The organism is Pseudoalteromonas simplex (assembly GCF_015278155.1).
Taxonomy (GTDB): Bacteria; Pseudomonadota; Gammaproteobacteria; order Enterobacterales; family Alteromonadaceae; genus Pseudoalteromonas; species Pseudoalteromonas simplex.
The window spans coordinates 650,107-670,063 of record NZ_JADILN010000002.1; the positions used below are offsets into that span (position 1 = coordinate 650,107).

General features: G+C 40.2%; 20 protein-coding genes. 10 read left to right on the plus strand and 10 right to left on the minus strand.

Annotation, left to right across the window (positions count from 1 at the left end; translation table 11 throughout):
• Nucleotides 1-56: 56 nt before the first annotated feature.
• Complete coding sequence (locus IRQ78_RS06860; protein ID WP_054551711.1) at nt 57-800, minus strand: sporulation protein; 744 nt, start codon at nt 798-800, stop codon at nt 57-59.
• A 221-nt stretch (nt 801-1,021) separates the two neighbouring features.
• Here IRQ78_RS06860 and IRQ78_RS06865 point away from each other — a divergent pair, with 221 nt between their 5' ends.
• The 3 genes from IRQ78_RS06865 (at nt 1,022) to IRQ78_RS06875 (ending at nt 3,515) form a co-directional block, all read left to right on the plus strand.
• Entirely contained in the window at nt 1,022-2,593 is a 1,572-nt protein-coding gene (locus IRQ78_RS06865; protein WP_054551712.1) for a cation:proton antiporter family protein, read from the plus strand.
• 283 nt (nt 2,594-2,876) lie between these two features.
• Nucleotides 2,877-3,158 (plus strand): hypothetical protein, encoded by a 282-nt coding sequence (locus tag IRQ78_RS06870; RefSeq protein WP_054551713.1) that lies wholly within the window; start codon nt 2,877-2,879, stop codon nt 3,156-3,158.
• 138 nt (nt 3,159-3,296) lie between these two features.
• Nucleotides 3,297-3,515: a DUF3820 family protein gene (locus IRQ78_RS06875; RefSeq protein WP_054551714.1), complete on the plus strand. Its 219-nt coding sequence runs from the start codon at nt 3,297-3,299 to the stop codon at nt 3,513-3,515.
• Nucleotides 3,516-3,623: 108 nt separating this feature from the next.
• Here IRQ78_RS06875 and IRQ78_RS06880 read toward each other — a convergent pair whose 3' ends face one another.
• The 6 genes from IRQ78_RS06880 to ilvY all read right to left on the minus strand — a co-directional run bounded on the left by IRQ78_RS06880 (nt 3,624) and on the right by ilvY (nt 9,109).
• A complete protein-coding gene (locus IRQ78_RS06880; protein ID WP_054551715.1) occupies nt 3,624-4,871 on the minus strand; it encodes an ATP-binding protein in 1,248 nt (415 codons plus the stop codon).
• Between the two features lie 6 nt (nt 4,872-4,877).
• Entirely contained in the window at nt 4,878-5,570 is a 693-nt protein-coding gene (locus IRQ78_RS06885; protein ID WP_054551952.1) for a response regulator, read from the minus strand.
• Between the two features lie 14 nt (nt 5,571-5,584).
• On the minus strand, nt 5,585-5,971 hold the full coding sequence (locus tag IRQ78_RS06890; protein ID WP_054551716.1) for a DUF3019 domain-containing protein: 387 nt from the start codon (nt 5,969-5,971) through the stop codon (nt 5,585-5,587).
• A gap of 1 nt (nt 5,972) precedes the next feature.
• Complete coding sequence (locus tag IRQ78_RS06895) at nt 5,973-6,752, minus strand: MipA/OmpV family protein (RefSeq protein WP_194441735.1); 780 nt, start codon at nt 6,750-6,752, stop codon at nt 5,973-5,975.
• Between the two features lie 225 nt (nt 6,753-6,977).
• The gene (locus IRQ78_RS06900; protein ID WP_054551717.1) at nt 6,978-8,027 is read right to left on the minus strand and encodes a GGDEF domain-containing protein; all 1,050 of its coding nucleotides are present in this window, start codon (nt 8,025-8,027) and stop codon (nt 6,978-6,980) included.
• 179 nt (nt 8,028-8,206) lie between these two features.
• Nucleotides 8,207-9,109, minus strand: a complete 903-nt coding sequence (gene ilvY / locus IRQ78_RS06905) for an HTH-type transcriptional activator IlvY (RefSeq protein WP_138601560.1) — start codon at nt 9,107-9,109, stop codon at nt 8,207-8,209.
• Between the two features lie 146 nt (nt 9,110-9,255).
• Here ilvY and ilvC point away from each other — a divergent pair, with 146 nt between their 5' ends.
• The 4 genes from ilvC (at nt 9,256) to IRQ78_RS06925 (ending at nt 14,908) form a co-directional block, all read left to right on the plus strand.
• The gene (gene ilvC / locus IRQ78_RS06910) at nt 9,256-10,728 is read left to right on the plus strand and encodes a ketol-acid reductoisomerase (protein WP_194441668.1); all 1,473 of its coding nucleotides are present in this window, start codon (nt 9,256-9,258) and stop codon (nt 10,726-10,728) included.
• Nucleotides 10,729-10,872: 144 nt separating this feature from the next.
• Nucleotides 10,873-12,786, plus strand: coding sequence for a methyl-accepting chemotaxis protein (locus tag IRQ78_RS06915; RefSeq protein WP_194441669.1), 1,914 nt, complete (start codon nt 10,873-10,875; stop codon nt 12,784-12,786).
• Between the two features lie 84 nt (nt 12,787-12,870).
• On the plus strand, nt 12,871-14,055 hold the full coding sequence (locus IRQ78_RS06920) for a tetratricopeptide repeat protein (protein WP_194441670.1): 1,185 nt from the start codon (nt 12,871-12,873) through the stop codon (nt 14,053-14,055).
• Entirely contained in the window at nt 14,042-14,908 is an 867-nt protein-coding gene (locus tag IRQ78_RS06925; protein WP_194441671.1) for a M20/M25/M40 family metallo-hydrolase, read from the plus strand. Before IRQ78_RS06920 ends, IRQ78_RS06925 begins: the two co-directional genes overlap by 14 nt.
• Here the strand turns inward: IRQ78_RS06925 and IRQ78_RS06930 are convergent, their stop codons facing one another.
• Nucleotides 14,909-15,226 (minus strand): GIY-YIG nuclease family protein, encoded by a 318-nt coding sequence (locus IRQ78_RS06930; protein WP_054551723.1) that lies wholly within the window; start codon nt 15,224-15,226, stop codon nt 14,909-14,911. It lies immediately after the preceding gene.
• A gap of 117 nt (nt 15,227-15,343) precedes the next feature.
• Between IRQ78_RS06930 and IRQ78_RS06935 the strand changes: the two genes are divergently transcribed.
• On the plus strand, nt 15,344-15,706 hold the full coding sequence (locus tag IRQ78_RS06935) for an outer membrane protein assembly factor BamE (protein WP_054551724.1): 363 nt from the start codon (nt 15,344-15,346) through the stop codon (nt 15,704-15,706).
• A 41-nt stretch (nt 15,707-15,747) separates the two neighbouring features.
• On the opposite strand, the gene IRQ78_RS06940 is transcribed toward IRQ78_RS06935, so the two are convergent.
• Together IRQ78_RS06940 and IRQ78_RS06945 are read right to left on the minus strand one after the other, a co-directional pair.
• Nucleotides 15,748-16,074 (minus strand): RnfH family protein, encoded by a 327-nt coding sequence (locus IRQ78_RS06940; RefSeq protein WP_054551725.1) that lies wholly within the window; start codon nt 16,072-16,074, stop codon nt 15,748-15,750.
• Nucleotides 16,071-16,511 carry a type II toxin-antitoxin system RatA family toxin gene (locus tag IRQ78_RS06945; RefSeq protein WP_054551726.1) on the minus strand — a complete coding sequence of 147 codons (441 nt, stop codon included), beginning with the start codon at nt 16,509-16,511 and terminating at the stop codon, nt 16,071-16,073. Before IRQ78_RS06945 ends, IRQ78_RS06940 begins: the two co-directional genes overlap by 4 nt.
• Before the next feature lie 133 nt (nt 16,512-16,644).
• On the opposite strand from IRQ78_RS06945, the gene smpB reads away from it, so the two are divergent.
• Together smpB and IRQ78_RS06955 are read left to right on the plus strand one after the other, a co-directional pair.
• Nucleotides 16,645-17,124, plus strand: a complete 480-nt coding sequence (gene smpB / locus IRQ78_RS06950) for an SsrA-binding protein SmpB (RefSeq protein ID WP_054551727.1) — start codon at nt 16,645-16,647, stop codon at nt 17,122-17,124.
• A 265-nt stretch (nt 17,125-17,389) separates the two neighbouring features.
• Nucleotides 17,390-19,915, plus strand: a complete 2,526-nt coding sequence (locus IRQ78_RS06955) for a TonB-dependent receptor (RefSeq protein WP_228482563.1) — start codon at nt 17,390-17,392, stop codon at nt 19,913-19,915.
• Nucleotides 19,916-19,957 lie beyond the last annotated feature (42 nt).

Sequence of the window (19,957 nt, forward strand, 5' to 3'; positions counted from 1 at the left end):
GAAAACAAAAAACCCAGCCGTAGCTGGGTTTTAACTCGCTATTCAGTCGTTAATCTTTAAGCAAATAATCGCTCTAGCTGATCACACAGCTGCGACAGGTTTACATGATCATGCTCAATAGTTAAATCGACATAACCGTCCCCCCTAAAGGCACGGTCAAGCTCGATTAATACATGAGTTTTATGTGCTTCAGGCACAAATGATAGTTCAATCTCTTGTAAGCCAAATAGGCTTCGGCTATTTGGGCGATATTCAAGTTCTTGATAACAGCCTGAATGCGATTGAAAAGTAGGTGCTTTTAAATAACCCTTTTCTACATCTGCTTTCACTAAGCTAAAACCAAGTCTATCCATCGCTTCCATTAACGTGCTTACAGCGTCATTAGGATAAATGTGTAATGCATCACGGTCAGTCGGATCAAGGGCTAGATCAATGTCTAAGCCTGTTTCAAGCCAAACATGCGATTGGTTATAACCAGCGTTAATTTCAGTGATCGGGGTTTCAGAATGTAGGCGAGCTTCGAATGGGATATGCTTTTCAGCGCCCGCTGCAATCATGCCAATATCTGTAATTCGCCATTTTTCTATCACATGGTTTGTAAAATACTCACCGTCATCACTTTCAACTTTCACACGGGTCATAAGTGCTAGGTCTAAACCCGAAATTTCTTGATCAACATCACCACCTTTGATGACTATCACGGCATTAAATTTTTGACCAGGTTGTAAATGCTCTGTCTCAAGTACAGTGTCAACTTTTGCTGCACCAATACCTACTGATGCAAGGATTTTCTTAAACATCTATTCTCCTTAAGCCAGCTTCTTAGTTATGGCTTAAATTCCTTTGTTAATGCATCTTAACCACAATTAAAAGCTATTGTCAGCGAAAAAATGTTGCTTTTGGCGGATTAATCAATAAATCATGGATAAGTGCTTATTTTTTGAACTCTTCTTGCTCGATATTGTTTTCCAATAACGAATATTTCGCTACACTGCTAGCAAATGAAGCTAAAAGAACAATTATGGAACTTATCTACTTTGCTACCGCTTTCGTGTTTGGCTTTGCCATTTATCAATTAAAGCTACCTCCTCTCATCGGCTTTTTATTAGCAGGCTTTGCGCTTAATCTTTATGGCTATAAAACAACCGAACTACTAAATACATTAGCAAACCTCGGTGTAACACTATTACTTTTTAGCATAGGTCTAAAACTTAAAGTGTCTAATTTAATGAAACCGCAAGTGTGGGCGCCTGCCTCAATGCACATTGTTCTGAGCAGCACGCTGTTTAGTGGTTTTATGTTACTGCTAGGTGCCCTTGCACTGCCTTTATTTAGTGAACTTACTTGGCAAAGTGCATTGTTAGTCGGCTTTGCTTTTAGCTTTTCAAGTACCGTATTTGCCGTAAAAGTATTGGAAGAACGCGGTGAGATGGCAAGCCTGCATGGTAAAATCGCCATTGGCATTCTAGTTATGCAAGATATCTTCGCTGTTATCTTCTTAGCCATCAGTACAGGTAAAGCACCGAACATGTGGGCACTGGCATTATTAGTGGGATTGCCTATTTTACGTCCAGTGATGTTTTGGGTATTAAATCGCTCAAAACACGGTGAACTATTACCTTTATTCGGGTTTTTCTTTGCACTAGTTTTAGGTTACCAAGCATTTGAATTTGCAGGTCTTAAAGGTGATTTAGGTGCGTTGATTATCGGTATGATGTTCGCATCACACAAAAAAGCAGGTGAGTTATCAAAGTCATTACTGAATTTAAAAGATGTGTTACTGGTTGGCTTTTTCTTAAATATTGGTTTGAATGCCGAACTGACAAGTCACGCAGTGATTGTTGCACTTATCATTATACTCGTCTTGCCACTAAAAGTTGCACTTTATTATGTACTGACAAACGCATTTAAGTTACGTGCTCGTACTTCGTTATTAAGTGCATTTAGCTTAGCCAATTACAGTGAGTTTGGCCTGATCGTTTGCGCAGTTGCAGCTACCAGCAATTTAATTACTTCTGAATGGCTGGCAGTTATGGCTATTGCAGTTTCAATCACATTTGTTTTAGCCTCGCCTCTTAACAAACGATCAAATGAGATTTATGTCAAAATCGAACATTGGCTACTTAAATTTGAAAGTGACAGCCGTCTTGCTGAGGAACTACCTGTTAATTTAAATGATACTAAAATCGTGATATTTGGCATGGGCCGTATTGGCACGGGTGCTTATGAAACGATTAGCCAAACCCATCCAAATCTTGTCGCGGGTATTGATATCAAACCTGATGTAGTAGAAAAGCACATCAAACGTGGTCGTCGGGTATTACTCGCTGATGCAACAGACCCTGATTTTTGGCAACGTGTAAATCATTCACATGTAGGTATGGTAATGCTCGCTATGCCTAAACATATGCAGAATATTTTTGCTTTGGAGCAACTACGAGCCTCAGGTTATCAAGGACAAGTTACTGCAATTGCCAATTATCCAGATCAGCAAAAAGAACTAGAAGATATGGGCGTTGACTCTACTTATAACTTTTATTTAGAGGCAGGAAGTGGTTTTGCAGAGCATGTAAAGCAAAAACTTTTTTCTTAGCACCTAAAATAATTATTGGTACTTAAGGATTGTACCAATAATTATCTCTAAAATTTTCAGCAAGTTGCATAGTCAGGTTAAAACCACCTGTTTTTTAGTTCCCTTTATTAGGTCAACTCTATTTACAAAGCTTTACATGTAGATTAGCAATCACCAATAAAAAAAGAGTAGAATCCTAAGAGTACTAATAGCTTAGTATCTATTTTTAACACAAAGAAGTGACACAGTATAAGCATATAACGACTAGCATATGCGTAACTGTAAACTGATTAGGGTTGTTTCAATGAAGAATAAGTTTACCAACGAAGTTTTGGCAGACACGGATGATGCGCGTTCTGGGAAACTTTCAGACATTCAGCAGCAGCTTGATGAATTACAACAAAATGGCATGACCCCAATGGATATAAGGGCGGTGCTTTTTAACAAGATGCTCGATATCTATCAGGTACCTAATGATCACTTTCTGAGAGATGCAGAAACACCAGAAAGAATTGATGATCCGTCTATTGCATTGCAATTGCAACAGCTCGGTTTTTCAAAAAAACCTCGATATCAATTACACTAACTACTAGGCATTACTCTAGTAGTATCTATTCTGAGGGCCTACCTCCCTCACTAAATAGGCTGTTTCTTGCCCGTCACAGCCTATTTTCTCTCTTATTTTTACCGTATCATCTAACTTTAAAGTTTCTTTGAGATAAAGATGGATACAGCTGAACTCAAACGTGCCATAAATACTAAGATGCCATTTGGAAAGTATGCTGGCCGCCCTTTATTGTTACTCCCTGAGCCTTATTTAGTTTGGTTTAAACAGCAAGGATTTCCAGACTCTAAATTAGGAGCACAACTGGCGATGATGTATGAAGTGAAGCTAAATGGCCTAGAAAAAATGCTCATGCCATTATTAAATGAAAATAATTAAACTTTTTACGAACTTTTATAAATTGGTGCGGTCTATTACTTTGCTACTTGTTTATTTTTGGTTTTAATCTTTAAAAAGCGCCCTAGGCGCTTTTTTTATGCCTGCAATTTAGAGCGAGTTACTTTTAAATAAATGAATCGTAAATTTAGCTCCACCTAATGGTGAATCACACACCTCAGACTGCCCTTGATGCCAACTAACAATTTTAGCAACAATCGCAAGGCCTAAGCCAAAGCCGCCGGTTTTCTTGTCACGGCTTTTATCTAGACGAGTAAATGGCTTAAAAATACTTTGCCACTCAGACTTAGCTATCCCTGGGCCGTCGTCTTCAACACTTATTTGTATTGAATCACCCAACTCTTCAAGGCTGACATGAATTTTATGGTTTGCGTATTTTTGTGCATTGCCTAATAAATTCTGAATACAACGCGCCATAAAATGCTCGTCACACTCATAGTAAAGCTGCCTAGGCGCACTCACTGCTACATCGATATCAGTAGCAAATTCGAGCTTATTCACGACACTGTTAATAAGCGCTGTAAGGTCACACGAACGTGGCTTTAAGCTTGGTTGATGCGAATCAAGTCGTGCGTATTCAAGCATCTCAGACACTAGCGCTTCAAGCTCAGCAATATCAGCCTGCATATTATCTATATAACTATAAGATTTCTCATTTTCAATTTGCTCTTCAAGCATAGCAACGGCAAACTTTAAACGCGCCAACGGCGTTCTAAACTCATGAGAAACAGAAGAAGTCAGTTCTTGCTGCGCAGCTAGTAGGTACTGAATACGCTCTTGCATAGCATTAAGCGTGCCTGTAATTGGCAAAAAAAATGATTTAGATGCATCACGCAATTCGAAATCTTGCGAGCCGCCTACCGCCTCACAAGCTAAAGTGAGTTTGTTAAAGTCTCGCCAAAGTAACAAGCTCCAAAGACCAATAGGAAGACCAATAATGGCTAGTAATAAAAAATAGGGCCAAACAGAGCTAAAGTTAGGATTTGATATTGAGAGTGGACCAACTTGTAATAGCTGAGTCTCATTAATAGTAATGTACCAAATTACCTTCTGCTGCTGATTAAAAAGATACAGATAGTGATCATTTTGTAATTGTGTTTTGAGGTTTGTTGGTAGGGCGAGATCAGTTAAATCAATTAGCTCGCTATTAAACTCTTGCTGTAATTTAGCTAAGCCATTGTCAGTTTGACTTAATAGCCATAATGATTTACCAAACTCTTGATCTAGAGCGATTTGTTGCTGTGTGTCTTCATAGGGCCATAACTGCTCTATGACCCCACTAACAAGAAACAGAGAAACTATTATGTAAAGATATAAGCTAGCAAACAGTTTCCCCATTAATGATTACATATCCCATGCATCAGAAACGAACAGGTAACCTTGCCCCCAAACTGTTTTAATTCGGTATGGTTTATCACTGTTATCACCTAATTTCTTACGGATACGCGATACACGTACGTCAACGGTTCGGTCTAAACCATCATATTGACGACCAATCATATGTTGATGAACATGCTCACGACTTAACACTTCACCTGCATTTGAAGCAAGCAACCAAAGCAGCTCAAATTCATGAGAAGTCAGTGTAATTTCACTGCCTTTAAGTGTAACAATGCGGCTAGTTTTATCAATGGTTAAATCGCCAAAGCTAAGCTCTTCTGGTGCTTTGTTTGTAGCTTGACCACGGCGTAACAATGCGTTGATGCGCGCTAATAATACGCGTGGTTCTGCAGGCTTAATAACATAATCGTCTGCACCTAGTTCAAGCCCAATTACTTGATCAAAGTCTTCACCTTTTGCTGTAAGCATTAGAATTGGTAAGTTGAATTTATCGCGTACCTGACGGCAAACACTAAAGCCATCTTTACCCGGTAACATGACATCTAAAATCATTAAATCAACTGGATTGTTCTCAAGGTATTCGAAAACTTCATCGCCGCGTTCAAGGACCGCAACATCCAATCCATTATGCTGAAGGTAATCGCGTGTTAACTGCTGTAAGCCGAGATCATCTTCAACAAGTAAAATCTTTGCCATTGGTTGCTCCTGATTTAAAAAAAGCTCCACGGTGAACGTAACCTACGCCTCGTTGTTTTTGCTTCAGTGCTTTGCACCTCGACTTTTGTGGTCGCAACTTTGCTCCCCGTGTGCGGATTGACTAAGGAGTATATTGTTTCAACCTGAACCCGCGCTTTATGGCTATAAAGCCCATTATTACTATCAGTCCAGCATTGAATTTGCTGGTTATTTTGGTATAAACACAGATCTTGAGGTTGAGCAGTTTTCCAGCTAATTTTTAATTCAAGATCACAAAATTCGTGCTGTTGTAATACAACACACACTTTTGGTGTGATATCAAACTGAGTCGCTTGTGCATAGCTTGGGGGAGCCCAAATAACAGCAACAAACACACACAGACTAAAAACAAAATACTTCATATTAAAAAATATGATTGAATCCTATAAAAGCAGTCATCGAATACGTGTGTTCAAAAAGCGGACTGTCATCCACGGCTGAGTAGTCATAATATGCTAAATGAAAACGAAGAGAGTTAGACTCTCCTAGAGGCCAACGGGCGTCGATTTTAGCATAAGGTTGCCAGCTACTGCCAACCTCTATTTCTCCGTATGATGATTCTTCGGCCGATAAACCATAAAAATAATCATTTAATTCGTTCGATTTATACCAAACACCTAAGCTCGGTGCGATACTTAAACGACCTAACTGATGGTGAGATTGCCATTGTAAGGCACTGCGAGCCCCTTTATAAACCCCGGAGACATCAGCTAGAACCTGAACAGAGAATACATGATTACTGCGGATATAGTGATAGCTCAAGCCCGCATCTAAAGCCCAGCGTCTTTTTTTTACGTCATTTGTTGTGACAACAGACTTTTCAACTAATTCATCACTACTCGTTGATTCAACAACGAAGCTATTTGACGTTTGCAAGGCAAATACATTACTAGGATGAAAATCTATAAAAAAACGGGTCTCGGGGTTAAATTCAGTGACAATGTTAACAACATGTGTGTCGCTTTCATGAAGGGAATAGCCTAAGCGACCATTATCAAAAAACCATTGTTCACCATAAAAAGCAACCTCTGGTAGCAGTATTAAAGGTAAATTGTCACCTCCATGCAATGGGTTTGTAATTACCCCAGCCCCAGTATTAACACTTAAGTGCCACTGCTCAGTATCAATTTGTTGATTTGCCATACGGCTTTCACGTTCAGTGCGAGTAGAATCATCAGCATACGCTTGACCCACACATACTAGCGCCAAAGCATAGAAAACTACGCAGAACCTGATCGTTAGAAACTTCATTATTATTTTACGACCAAAGAAAATTTTGCAATGTCAGCATAATATCAAGATGTGAACAAACTGTCCTCAGCAGGTTACAAGTATTCACAAATTTGATACATATTTCGATTAAGTTTGTTACTCCTCGACAATCTCTATGCGATTGCGACCATGTTCTTTAGCTAAGTAAAGCGCCTTATCAGCTTTAGCAATGAGCTGTTCAGGGTTACTATTTTTAGCTTTTATCGCAATACCAAAACTAGCCGTTACTTGACTCAACACCTTATCAGAATTTGGCTTCTTGATTTGTAATTTAGCGATAGTTTGGCGAAGTAGCTGTGTGAAATTAGTCATATCACTAATACTTGCAAACTGGGCCGTAAAGCAAAACTCTTCACCACCGTAACGATAGACTTGGCCAATACTGGAAACATGCTTTAATAACTTAGCAGACACTGCTCGTAAAACTTGGTCCCCTTTTTGATGTCCAAAGTTATCATTAAATGATTTGAAATGATCAATATCTATCATGGTTAATACTGATACTTGAGCTAATTCATTGTTTTTACAAAAACGCTTTATATCCTCATCAAACTTGCCACGATTCAATAACCCTGTTAATGGATCTCTTTGCGCTTTATCTTTCGATCTAATCAACTCTTGTTTTAAGTCGGTAATTTCTGCATAAGCTTGTGCTAGTTGATTTTGAAAGTCCTGTGCCCTACTTTGTAAGGTCGCTGACTCATCACTTAGACGTTCTACACAATCAAGTACATCATCAAAGCCTGTTTCTTGGCTGATATCTGCATTTTTTAGTTTCAAATGGCATTCTTGAAGTGTTTGGTTAAACTCTGTTGAGTAATTTATTGCTTCATTGATGTCTTGATGTACCTTTCCAACAACATCATTAAAACCACCTGATAACTGATAAAACAATGCTAAGTCATCACTAGATAGAAACTGGTTGAACAGCGCTTTAGCATGCTCGTGGCTGCACGTTTTAAATTCATCAATAATTTTATCTAAAGCATCATTAAGTTCGGGGGTTTTATTGCTGACATACGCATACCAAATCGCATAATTTAGCGGTGTTATTGGCATCTTGTACTTAACCATGAGAGGAATAGCTTGTTTTAAACAGTGACTTGAATAACTTAGTGAATGCTCGGCTTGCGCAGAAAGTATCATGATTCTAGGCCATGAAAATTTTATTATTTTAAATTACGTTAACAACACCTTGAAAAAAAGCAATAAAAATGGATTTTATCCATTTAAAACCAGTAAAAAACACGAAAAATAAATACAAAAACCAATACTAAATAACTATCGAAAATTAAACCTTTTATACCAACATCAAATCGTTAACGCTAAATAGCTTGCTGAGTAAGTGATTGAGCAATGCTCCAGATAGCATTGAGCGCAGGATCATGGCGCTCTTTATTCAAAACAGCTAAACCAATTTCGAAACCAGCAACAGTCTGCTCAGCATCACTTACGATTTGCACTTTATCTTTAAGCGGACTGTTGTCCAAAACTATCTTTGGCACCATGGCAATACCTAAACCTAAGCTCACCATAGACACCATCGCTTCATGGCCTGCAACCTGAGCGTAAATTCGGCCGTGAATATTCTTTTTACGCCACCACTGCTCAAGACGTTGCCTTGATAACCCTTGCTCAGCAACAATAAACTCTAAATCTGACCAATCAATTTGTTCACTGGCAGAAAGCTTTTCACTGATCGGGCACGCTATTTTTGGTGCTATCAATACTAATGGTGAGTACCCGACACTGGTAAAGGCAATTTGCCCAGGTAGCTTTATAGGTTTTGCGGCAATTGCCATATCTTCATGGCCATCTAAAACACGGTTTATTGCAAGAGCGGGATCACCGGTATTAAGGGTAATTTCAATATATGGATGTTGCATTCGCAATTGCTCGAGTATTTGATGTAAAAAACTATATGAGGCAGTTACAGAACAATAAATACTGACATTGCCATAAACATGCTGTTGCGGCTCTTGCACATTAGCCTTAAAACGATGCCAGTTAGCCAGCGTCGCATTTGCGTACTCAATGAATGACTCACCTTCGCGAGTTAATTTGACAGTGCGATTATCCCGATTAAACAGCACTACCCCAACTTCTTCTTCAAGTTGCTTGATGTTGCGGCTCAAAGTTGGCGCACTGATATGGCAAAGCTCACTCGCTCTGGCAAAGTGTAGCGTCTTGGCTAACGCTAAAAAGTAATTAAGATGTTTGTGATCCACACCGCCACCATTTCATTTTATGAAATACTTTAATTCAAATATATCATTTTACGCAAGGTAAAAAATTGCATAGTGTTAATACATACAAAGAACACCACGTCGGTTCTTTGATTTTCTAACAAAATTGTATTTATAGGACACTAACAATGGCGAATTATTTTAATACTCTTCCTTTGAGAGAGCAGTTAGCGCAATTAGCGCAGTGTGAATTTATGGACCCAGCAGAGTTTGCTGATGGTGTAGACGCTTTAAAAGGGAAAAAACTCGTTATTGTCGGTTGTGGCGCACAAGGCCTTAACCAAGGTTTAAATTTACGTGACTCAGGCTTAGATGTTTCTTATACATTACGTGAATCAGCAATTACTGAGCGTCGTCAATCTTTCTTAAACGCATCTGAAAACGGTTTTACTGTAGGCACGTATGAAGAGCTTATTCCAACAGCAGATGTAGTTTTAAACTTAACACCTGATAAACAACATACGGCTGTTATTAATGCCATCATGCCATTAATGAAACAAGGTGCAACACTTGCTTATTCACACGGCTTCAACATTGTTGAAGAAGGCATGCAAATCCGTGAAGATCTAACTGTTATTATGGTTGCACCTAAGTGCCCTGGTTCAGAAGTACGTGAAGAGTACAAACGTGGCTTTGGCGTACCAACATTAATCGCGGTTCACCCAGAAAACGACCCTCAAGGCCATGGTTTAGCGCAAGCTAAAGCGTATGCAGCAGGTACCGGTGGTCATCGTGCGGGTGTACTAAAATCATCATTCATTGCAGAAGTTAAATCTGACTTAATGGGTGAGCAAACGATTCTATGTGGCATGTTACAAACAGGCTCACTGCTTTGCTTCGATAAAATGGTCGAAAAAGGCATTGATGCAAGTTATGCGTCAAAACTAATCCAATATGGTTGGGAAGTGATCACTGAAGCACTTAAGTATGGTGGTGTAACTAACATGCTTGACCGTTTATCAAACCCAGCAAAAGTGAAAGCATTTGAATTAAGTGAAGAGCTTAAAACAATCATGCGCCCACTTTATAACAAGCATATGGACGATATCATCAGCGGCGAATTCTCACGTGGTATGATGGCTGATTGGGCTGAAGATGATGCAAAATTACTCGCATGGCGCGCAGAAACTGCCGAAACTGCATTCGAAAAGCAACAAAATACCGACCAAGAAATCAGCGAGCAAGCATTCTTCGACCAAGGAATTTTAATGGTTGCAATGGTTAAAGCAGGTGTTGAGCTTGCCTTCGAAACCATGACTGCAGCAGGTATCATCGCAGAATCTGCTTACTATGAATCACTACACGAAACGCCGCTTATCGCAAACACTATTGCTCGTAAGAAGCTTTTCGAAATGAACCGAACTATTTCAGATACTGCAGAGTATGGCTGTTACTTATACAACCACGCGTGTTTACCACTTTTACAAGACTTTATGAAAGACATCGATACAGATGTGATTGGTAAAGGTCTTGATAGTGCAAGCAACCAAGTCGATAACCAAACCTTGATTGCCGTGAATAAAGCACTACGCGAGCACCCGGTTGAAATCATTGGTAGCAAACTACGTGGTTACATGTCAGCAATGAAGAAAATTGTTTAACCCTGGAAAGTAAGTTTCGCTTGTTAGAAACCAAGCCCAATTGCTTATATGCTTTGGGCTTTTTTTTTGTCCCTACATTGATTCGTCATCTGTAAAGTGTATGCTAAAATTACTGACTTAAATGTTGTAAACTAAGACACTTTCATGGCGTTAAATCAATTCACCATCACTAAAAAAATTACCCTACTTGGCAGTTCTATCGCCCTCATTGTTGCTGCGTTAATCGGCGCAACAGCGATATACAGTGCAAAACAAATCATTGAACAGCGAATGATTGAATCGGAACTACCGAGCAAACTACAAGCAATTGATAATTATATTACTCACGATATAAATCAAATGATCAGTGCAGCTGAGCAACTCTCCAGTAACGAGTTTGTATTAGAGTGGGCTAACTCTGGCAATACAGATGATAAAACACTGCTAAAAGAGCTTAACCGCCTTGTTACCCAGTACGATCTAGCAACGGCTTCTTGGGCTAACCGTGAAACAGCACAATATTGGAACCAAGACGGTTTCTTGCGCGTTTTAACTAAAGAGCAAGATGGTTGGTTTTTCGCGTTTACTAACACCGCACAACCCTTTTCGATCAGTATCTATCAAGAGTCACCGACTGATGTAAAAATGTTTGTGAACCACCAGCAAACTAATGGCATTGGTTTAGCAGGCCTTGCAAAAAGTATCGACGATATGCAGGGCATGCTTAAACGCTTTCAAATAGAAGAAACCGGTTTTGTATTTGTTGCAGATAAAAACGGCCTAATTCAGCTGCATAAAGACGAAAACAAAGTCGCTAAAGCTAAGTTGGATGACGTTTATAAAACGGGTATCACGCGTACTCTGCTAACGCAAAGCGACTTCAATTTACAAGAAATCAACCTTAATGGCGAAGCAACCTTAGTGGCGGCAAGCCCAATTAAAAACACTGATTTGTTTGTTATTGCCCAAGTGCCAAAGCACGAAGTGTTTTCGAGCATTCAAGTTTTACAATGGCAAATCATCAGCTTTGCGATTGTGATTGCGTTGATTGCAAGCTTTGCAGGTTTAGTACTGGCACGTACGCTTTCATCGCCGCTGTCGAAAATGGCTGAGTTGTTCACCCGTTTAGGCTCTGGTGATGCTAATTTAGCGTATAGACTTCCTGACTCTGAGCAACCTGAACTTGCAAACTTATCAGCGGGCTTTAACCAATTTATCTCTAAGATTGAAACTGCAATTAGCCAAGTTGCTCAAGAAAGTAGTGAAATTAGACAAAGCGCCGATCATGTGTTTCAGCAAGCACAAAAGAACTCAGTGGCGCTTGATAATCAAAAAGAGCAAACTATCTCGGTTGCTGCGGCGATTAATGAAATGGGTGCAACAGTGCAAGAAATTGCCTCAAGCGCAGCGAACACGGCTAAGCTCACTGAGAATAGCAAGCAGAACACTGAACAAAGCCATACTCAGGTAACGCAAAGTAAAGAAGCAATAATTGAATTGGCATGTGATATCGATAATATCACCGACCAAGTAAACGAGCTGGCAAACAAAACACAAGCGATTGCCAGTATTGTCGACTCTATCAGAGGGATTTCGGAGCAAACCAACCTATTAGCACTTAATGCGGCGATTGAGTCTGCTCGTGCGGGTGAGCACGGTCGAGGCTTTGCTGTTGTAGCTGATGAAGTTAGAGCGCTTGCAAATCGCACGTCGCAATCAACAACTGAAATTCAAACCATGATCAGTGAACTAACAAATACGTCTGATTTAGTGGTTAATCATATCAATCATTCGAAATCACAAGCTCAATTGAGCGTTGATGCAATGCAGAGTTCTGTTGAATTACTTAATGCCATTAACGATGCTGCCAATGAAATAAACGATATGGCAACCTTAATCGCAACTGCAACTGAAGAGCAAAGTAATGTAGTGGCAGATGTCGGTCGTAACATTGAGCAAATAAGTGACATAAGTGATAACGTTATGCGTGAACAAATTGATAGTGAACAAGCAATCAAAGACTTAGCAAACAGTGCGCAAACCCTTGATGACCTTGTTGCAACTTTTGATAAACGCTGACACGTTTTGTAACAGTTAACCCTGACCCTTTTTCATTCACGGCCTATACTTTAATGGTATTAGGCCAAGAATTAAGAGGGTCAAATGAAATTACCTAGCATTGTTTTCGCCTCAAGCTTTTGCTTATTAACAGCGTGTAGTAGTACAGAAAATAACACCGCCCCACCACCACTTGCTTTGGTGCAAAGTAATACGTTTACCCAAACCTCAGTTGAAACCCAACAAGAAATTTTTGCATTAAGCAAACATGTCAAACAACAACTTGACAGTACTTTTCCCAAAGATGGTCGATCATTGCAAAGTACTAAAGGCTTACTCAGGTTTCTATTACAAAATGGCGATGCGTCTTTATCTTATCAATCTGGTGCGACCTTAACGGCCAATCAAGCCTACGAAAATTTAAATGCTAACTGTTTATCGTTATCGATTTTAGCCTATAGCCTTGCTGACTATCTTGGCCTCGAAGGGCAATTTCAAAAAGTGCATATCCCAGAGTATTGGGCGCTGGATAGTGGTTTTAACTTACTCACAGGGCATATCAATTTGAAAGTGAGTGAATCAACAAAACAAGTGTTAAATCGTAAAGTTATATACCCTCAAGAGCGCTCTTTGGTGATAGACTTTGACCCTAACAGTCGCCAAGAGGCGTTTAAAACCAGCAACATCAACAAAGCCCGCATCACAGCGATGTTTTATAACAATAAGGGCGCAGCTGCGATGTTAAAACATGATTACGACACTGCTTTTAGCTATTACAAAGCAGCAGTTGATATTGATAGCAACTACTCAGGTGCATGGGGCAACCTTGGGGTATTATTCAGATTAACGAGTGACTACCAAAGTGCTGAAACAGCCTATCAGTATGCGATTAGTTTAGATCCTGACAACAACACCGCGCTAGGCAATTTAGCAAGACTCTATAACCTGACCGATCGTAAAGAGCAAGGCCAAGCTATATTAGCCATGCTTGACAAGAAACGCCGAGCAAACCCTTATTACCATATTTCTTTAGGTAATGATGCCTATACAACCAGCCGTTACCAAGATGCCATAAAACACTACAAAAAAGCCCGTGACTTAAATTCAACCCTGCATGATACTGATTTTGGTTTAGCCAGAACCTATTATCAATTGGGTGACTTAAAACTGGCTAAAAAGTATTTAACTATGGCAAACAATAAAGCTGACTTTGATCATGATAAACAGCGTTACGAAAGTAAATTACAAGCGCTTCGCTCGCATACTGCAAAACTTATTGATTATCGCTAGTGCTGCACTGATAAGCACAGGGCACGCTTTTGCCAATACAAACTTAGTACAAGACGTTATAACGCTAACATCGCCTCAATTTGCTGGGCGGAAAACGAATACCGAGGGCGCTAAATTAGCCGCCGATTTCATAGCAGAGCGCTTTGTCGCTCTTGGCTATTCAGTAAATGAACAAATTTTTACTTATCAATCAGGTTTCTTTAGTGAGGCGGTTGGGAGAAACATTGTTGCGATAAAAAATAGCCCTTGTGAAAAGTGTAAAAAAATTATTTTTACAGCCCATTACGACCACCTTGGGCAACAAGGCAGTCGGCTTTACCCGGGTGCCAATGATAACGCCAGCGGCGTTGCAGCTTTACTTTATTTAGCTGACCACTTTGCACAAAGCCCTCAACGCTATCAGTTAGTGTTTGTTGCAACCGATGCCGAAGAAAATGGCCTACATGGTAGCGATTACTTGGTATCGACACTTAATACAGACAAAATAAAACTTAACATTAATTTAGATATGCTTGTTGTGAATCCAAGAAAACCGCGTATCTATGCGTTTTTAGATAAGCAATCATTAGCGCACTATAAAGATGACATTAAAGCTTTGTCTGATGAGCAGCTAACCTTTATGGCAACTAGCTCGTCGGCGAGGCTAAATCGGTTATTTGATCTCAAAGTTAATTGGCGCAGAGCAAGCGACCATTATTCGTTTGCTAAAGCGAAGATCCCATACATTTACTTTGGTATCGGGCACGATAAACATCATCATCAAACTACCGATACAACGGAACATATCAACTTTATTTTATTTGAAGCTGCGATGAAGAAAATAGCTCTATTTATTGAAAAGCTTGCAAGTTAGCTACTTTGGTAGCTCAGAGGTTAAAACAAACTGCCTTTTTTGCGCTTTACTAAGCTTTTTTACGCTTATTTCAAGTTTAGTTGCTTCACTACGGTTACCCACTTGCTGTTGATAGATAAGTGTTAAAGGCCCCTTGCCTTTGAGGTTTTTAGCCCCTTTTCCCGCTTGATGCTGCATAAATCGCTTTTCAACATTGGTGGTGATCCCCGTATACCAATGACCCAAACGTGTTTGCACTATGTACAAATGCCACAGACTCTCTGAATTATCATTGTTTTTTATAGGCTGCTGTAAACTTTCTGGGTTTGCTGTGGTCAAATTTGTGCCTCTTGATTGTTAATCGCATTTGTGTAAAAACAATTACTGAAAAGGGTTTTACCTTCAGTGACTAATCGGTATCATGCAGTGTATAAAAAATAAGGATTCAAACAAATAATGCAGTCGTTTAAAACTTTTTCTTTTTGGTTAGTACTTACCCTTACTTTAAGTGCTACAGCAGGGTGTTCAAGCTGGGTTTACCGAATCAACATTCCTCAAGGTAACTTCTTAGAGCAATCAGATGTAGATAAGCTACGTGTTAATATGACGCGCGAGCAAGTACTGTATGTACTAGGCAAGCCAGTCGCTGAAGACTCATTTGATAAAAATACCTGGCACTACCTTTACGTATTCAATCTTGGTCGTAGCAACGAGCAACGTAAATCACTCACTATTAACTTCGAAAACGATAAGCTTGTTTCGTTATCGGGTGACTATGAACAACCTAGCGAATTTAATACGCCGCTTGAACAAGAGTAATAGCAGCGCAAATTATTAAGGGTAGCCTAGGCTACCCTTTTTTATGCCTTATTAAGCGGACGCCCGCCTGTAATTTTATTAGCTCGGCCCTCTTCTTTAGCTTTTTCAGCACGGCGCCTGCGTGCATCCTTTGGATCAGCAATAAGAGGTCGATAAATCTCAATACGATCGCCATCTTTTACTTCTTGATGCAGTTTACAAGTACGATTCCAAATCCCAAGCGTTAAATTATTTGCGTCTATTTCTGGGCACTTCTCGATAATGCCCGACTTAATCACCGCTTGCTCAGCGGTAGTACCTACAGGCACTTCGACCAGTAAACTGGTTGCTGTTGTTGGTAAGGCGAAAACCACTTCAACAGTGATCATGGGCGAACTCCATATACAGTTTTAGCGCGTTGAGTAAATGCATTAACCATATTCTTAGCGACTTCGTTAAATACTTTTCCGAAAGCCAGCTCAATAAGCTTACTAGCAAATTCAAACTCAAGATGCAGTTGCACTTTACAAGCTTTATCGTCCAGCGGTAAGAAATGCCATTTACCCTGTAGCTTTTTGAATGGGCCATCAACTAGGCGTAGCGCAACCGTTTGCTCATCAATAAAGGTATTTTCGGTAGTGAACCACTTTTTTAAACCTGCTTTCGATATTTCTAGACTAGCTGTCATACCACTGGCTTGTTGTGTAATGATTTTAGCATCAGAGCAATGTGGTAAAAACTCTGGATATGCATCTACATCATTCACTAAATCAAACATTTCTTTGCTGCTGTACATTACCAGCGCACTTTTTTCTATTTGCGGCATATTCACTCCCAACTTTGTCGGCGAATTTTAGCAAGCTTTGACTATTTACCCAAATATTAGTGACGCGAAAATTTCTGCAAAGCCTTAAAAAAGCGATGTAAAAACGCTGTTTTTACGTATAATATGAGCCACTATGGCTAAGAAAAAATCATCTAAATCGACAAGTAATACCATCGCGCTAAACAAAAAAGCACGTCATGAGTATTTTTTACACGATAAGTTCGAAGCAGGGGTTGAACTACAGGGCTGGGAAGTAAAAAGTATCCGAGCTGGTAAAGTAAACATCTCTGAGACTTATATTCACATTAAAAACGGCGAAGCATTTTTACTTGGCAGTCAAATTCAGCCTCTCAACAGTGCTTCTACTCACGTAATTTGCGATCCTTTAAGGTATCGTAAGTTACTTTTAAATAAGCGTGAAATCGATCGTCTTATCGGTGCTACAGAACGCGAAGGTTTTTCATTAATCGCAACTGCAATGTACTGGAAAAAATGCTGGGTGAAGTTGGAGTTCCACCTTGCTAAAGGTAAAAAGATGCACGACAAACGTGAAGACGGAAAAAATAAAGATTGGGCGCGTGAAAAAGAACGCCTGATGAAACATAAAGCTTAATTTATGAAATGAGCCTAACCTTTTTGTTAGGCTCGTACCCCCTACCAGTCCTGACTCTTACCACTTAAGAACCTTAACATCTTAATAAACCCATACTTTTTTGCTATTTCATTCACCGCTATTTACATGGTATCAATCTTTGTCGTGATTAATTCACAACACTTTCACAATTATACAAGGATTGAAATATATGAAGAACACCCATCGCTTTATACAACGACCTCTCTACGCATTTACAGTTGCCGCATTAGCAGGCACCAGTTTTATGTCTGTTGCTGCACAAGAAGATGGAGCTGAAAAGGTCGAGCGTATTGAAGTTACAGGTTCTCGCATCAAGCGCTCGGACATTGAAGGGCCATCACCGGTTCAATCAATCAGTCGTGCAGACATCGATAACATGGGCTACGACAACCTACAACAACTATTAGAGCGTATGCCTGTTGCCGGTAATGGTACTTTTTCTACTCGCGGTAATAACCAAGACTCTACAGCCAATGGTGCTGCAGCAGTCAGTCTTCGTGGCTTAGGCTCAGACGCTACATTGGTACTTATTAATGGCCGTCGTGTATCTATTAGCGCTTTTGCTGAGAGCATTACCAATTCATTCGTTGATATCAACTCAATTCCTGTCTCTGCGATTGAGCGTATCGATATTTTAAAGGATGGCGCATCAGCTATTTATGGTTCTGATGCAGTTGCTGGTGTAGTTAATATTATCTTAAAGAAAGATATTAACGGCCTAGAGGTAAACCTTGGATATGGCGGCACTGATGGTCCTAACTACGAAGAAAAAACAGCAAGTTTAGTATGGGGTACCAGTACAGAGAAAAGCAGCGCATCAATTATTATTGATTACTTTAACAACACAGCACTCTCATCTGATGAAATGGGCCGCCTAGGCACAGCCAACCAAGAACCATACGGTGGTATGGATTTTCGCTCATCGCGTGGCTTCCCGGGCTACTTCTATGTAGATGGTGAAAAAACCATTGATCCAGCCTGCCCAGCAGAAAATGCAACCGCAAGTGGCAGCTGCTTATTTGACTACGGCCCGTATGGTTACGTAACCCCAGCATCTGAGCGTGTCGGTGCTATCTCACAATTTGAATATAACTTCGACAATGGTATTTCAGCTTTCTTAGAGGTTGCAGTACAACATAATACGTCGCAAGCAGCAGGTGCACCGACCCCGCTTGATGAAGATGCAGGCCTTACAGTACCTGCAAGCCATCCTAACAACCCGTTTGGCCAAGATATCGAAATTGGTCGCTACAGAACCGTAGATGCCGGCCCTCGCCAATGGGATATTGAATCTGATACGCTTCGCTTTGTTGCCGGTCTAAAAGGTGAAATAAATGACTGGAGCTGGGAAGCAGCTGTTCAAAAAGGTCGCAGTGAATCAATGCAAACAGGTAATAGAAGCCAAGGTTGGGTGCGCACTGATTTCCTACAACAAGAAATCGATGCAGGTAACTATAATCCATTTGGTGGCACCTATAATGACCAGGCAGTGATTGACCGTATCACGACAAGCTTAGTGCGCCGTGGTGAGTCTCATATGACCTCATTTGATGCAAATATTAGTGGTGAAGCATTCAGCTTTGGCGATGATGTAGTAATGATGGCTGCAGGTATTGAATACCGTGAAGAAGATGTGAGCGATATTCCAGACGACCAATTCCAGCGTGGTTTAATTTTTGGTACTGAGTCTGTATCAGCCGCTGCTGAACGCGACCAATACGCAGCTTACATTGAGTTTTCAATTCCGCTGGCTGATAACCTAGAACTGCAACTAGCTGGTCGATACGATGACTACAGCGATTTTGGCTCAACTACAAACCCTAAAGTAGCTGTTCGCTGGGCACCAACTGATTCAATCACTGTTCGTGGTTCGTGGGCTCAAGGTTTCCGCGCGCCTTCACTGGCACAAATTGGTTTAGGTCCGTCGGAAGAAAGTCAATTCTTTGTAGATACTTACCGCTGTCAGGCAACAGGGCTTGACTGTAACGCTCTAGATTACAATATCCAATTTGCAGGTAACCCAAACCTTGAAGCTGAGGAGTCAGAGTCATGGAATGTTGGCTTTATCTGGGCACCAACCGCTGAATTTGGTTTTGGAATCGATGTATGGAGCATTACACAAGATAATAAGATTGACGAGCAAGAGTTCGGCCCTATCTATGATGAAAACTGTAATGATCAAAACAGCACAGTCTGCGTGCGTTTAGCACCACAAAATGGTCAAAGCTTAGGTGTGATCCAAAAAGTTTATAGCACCTTTGAAAACGTCTCATCACAAGAAGTATCAGGTGTCGATGTATCGGCTAACTACACACATGCGATGAACGATTACGGCTTCTTAAAATTCAATTTAGAATGGGCTTACCAAAACGAATTTAAGAAAGATGGCCGCGATTACACTGGCGAATATCGTTATCCTGAAAACCGTTGGATTTTCTCAACAAATTGGGAAATGGGTGACTTCAACACGAATGTGAACGTTAGTTACACGGGCGAGTTTGAAGATACGCCAGATATCGACTTTGACGGTAATTTAGACTTTGATAGCAACACATCACGTATGGTTGATTCACAAACGCTGGTTGATTTACAAACAGCGTATAATTTCTCAGAGAAAATCAAACTTTCTGTGGGTGTGAATAACGTGTTTGATGAAGATCCTCCGTTTGCAATCGGTGATGGCGATGGCGACTTATATGGCTATGTATCAAGCGTACATAACCCTCGTGGTCGTTATTTCTATACTAAACTAACGATGCGTTTTAATTAATCTTGTTGTGCTTAAAAACAAAAACCCGCCAATTGGCGGGTT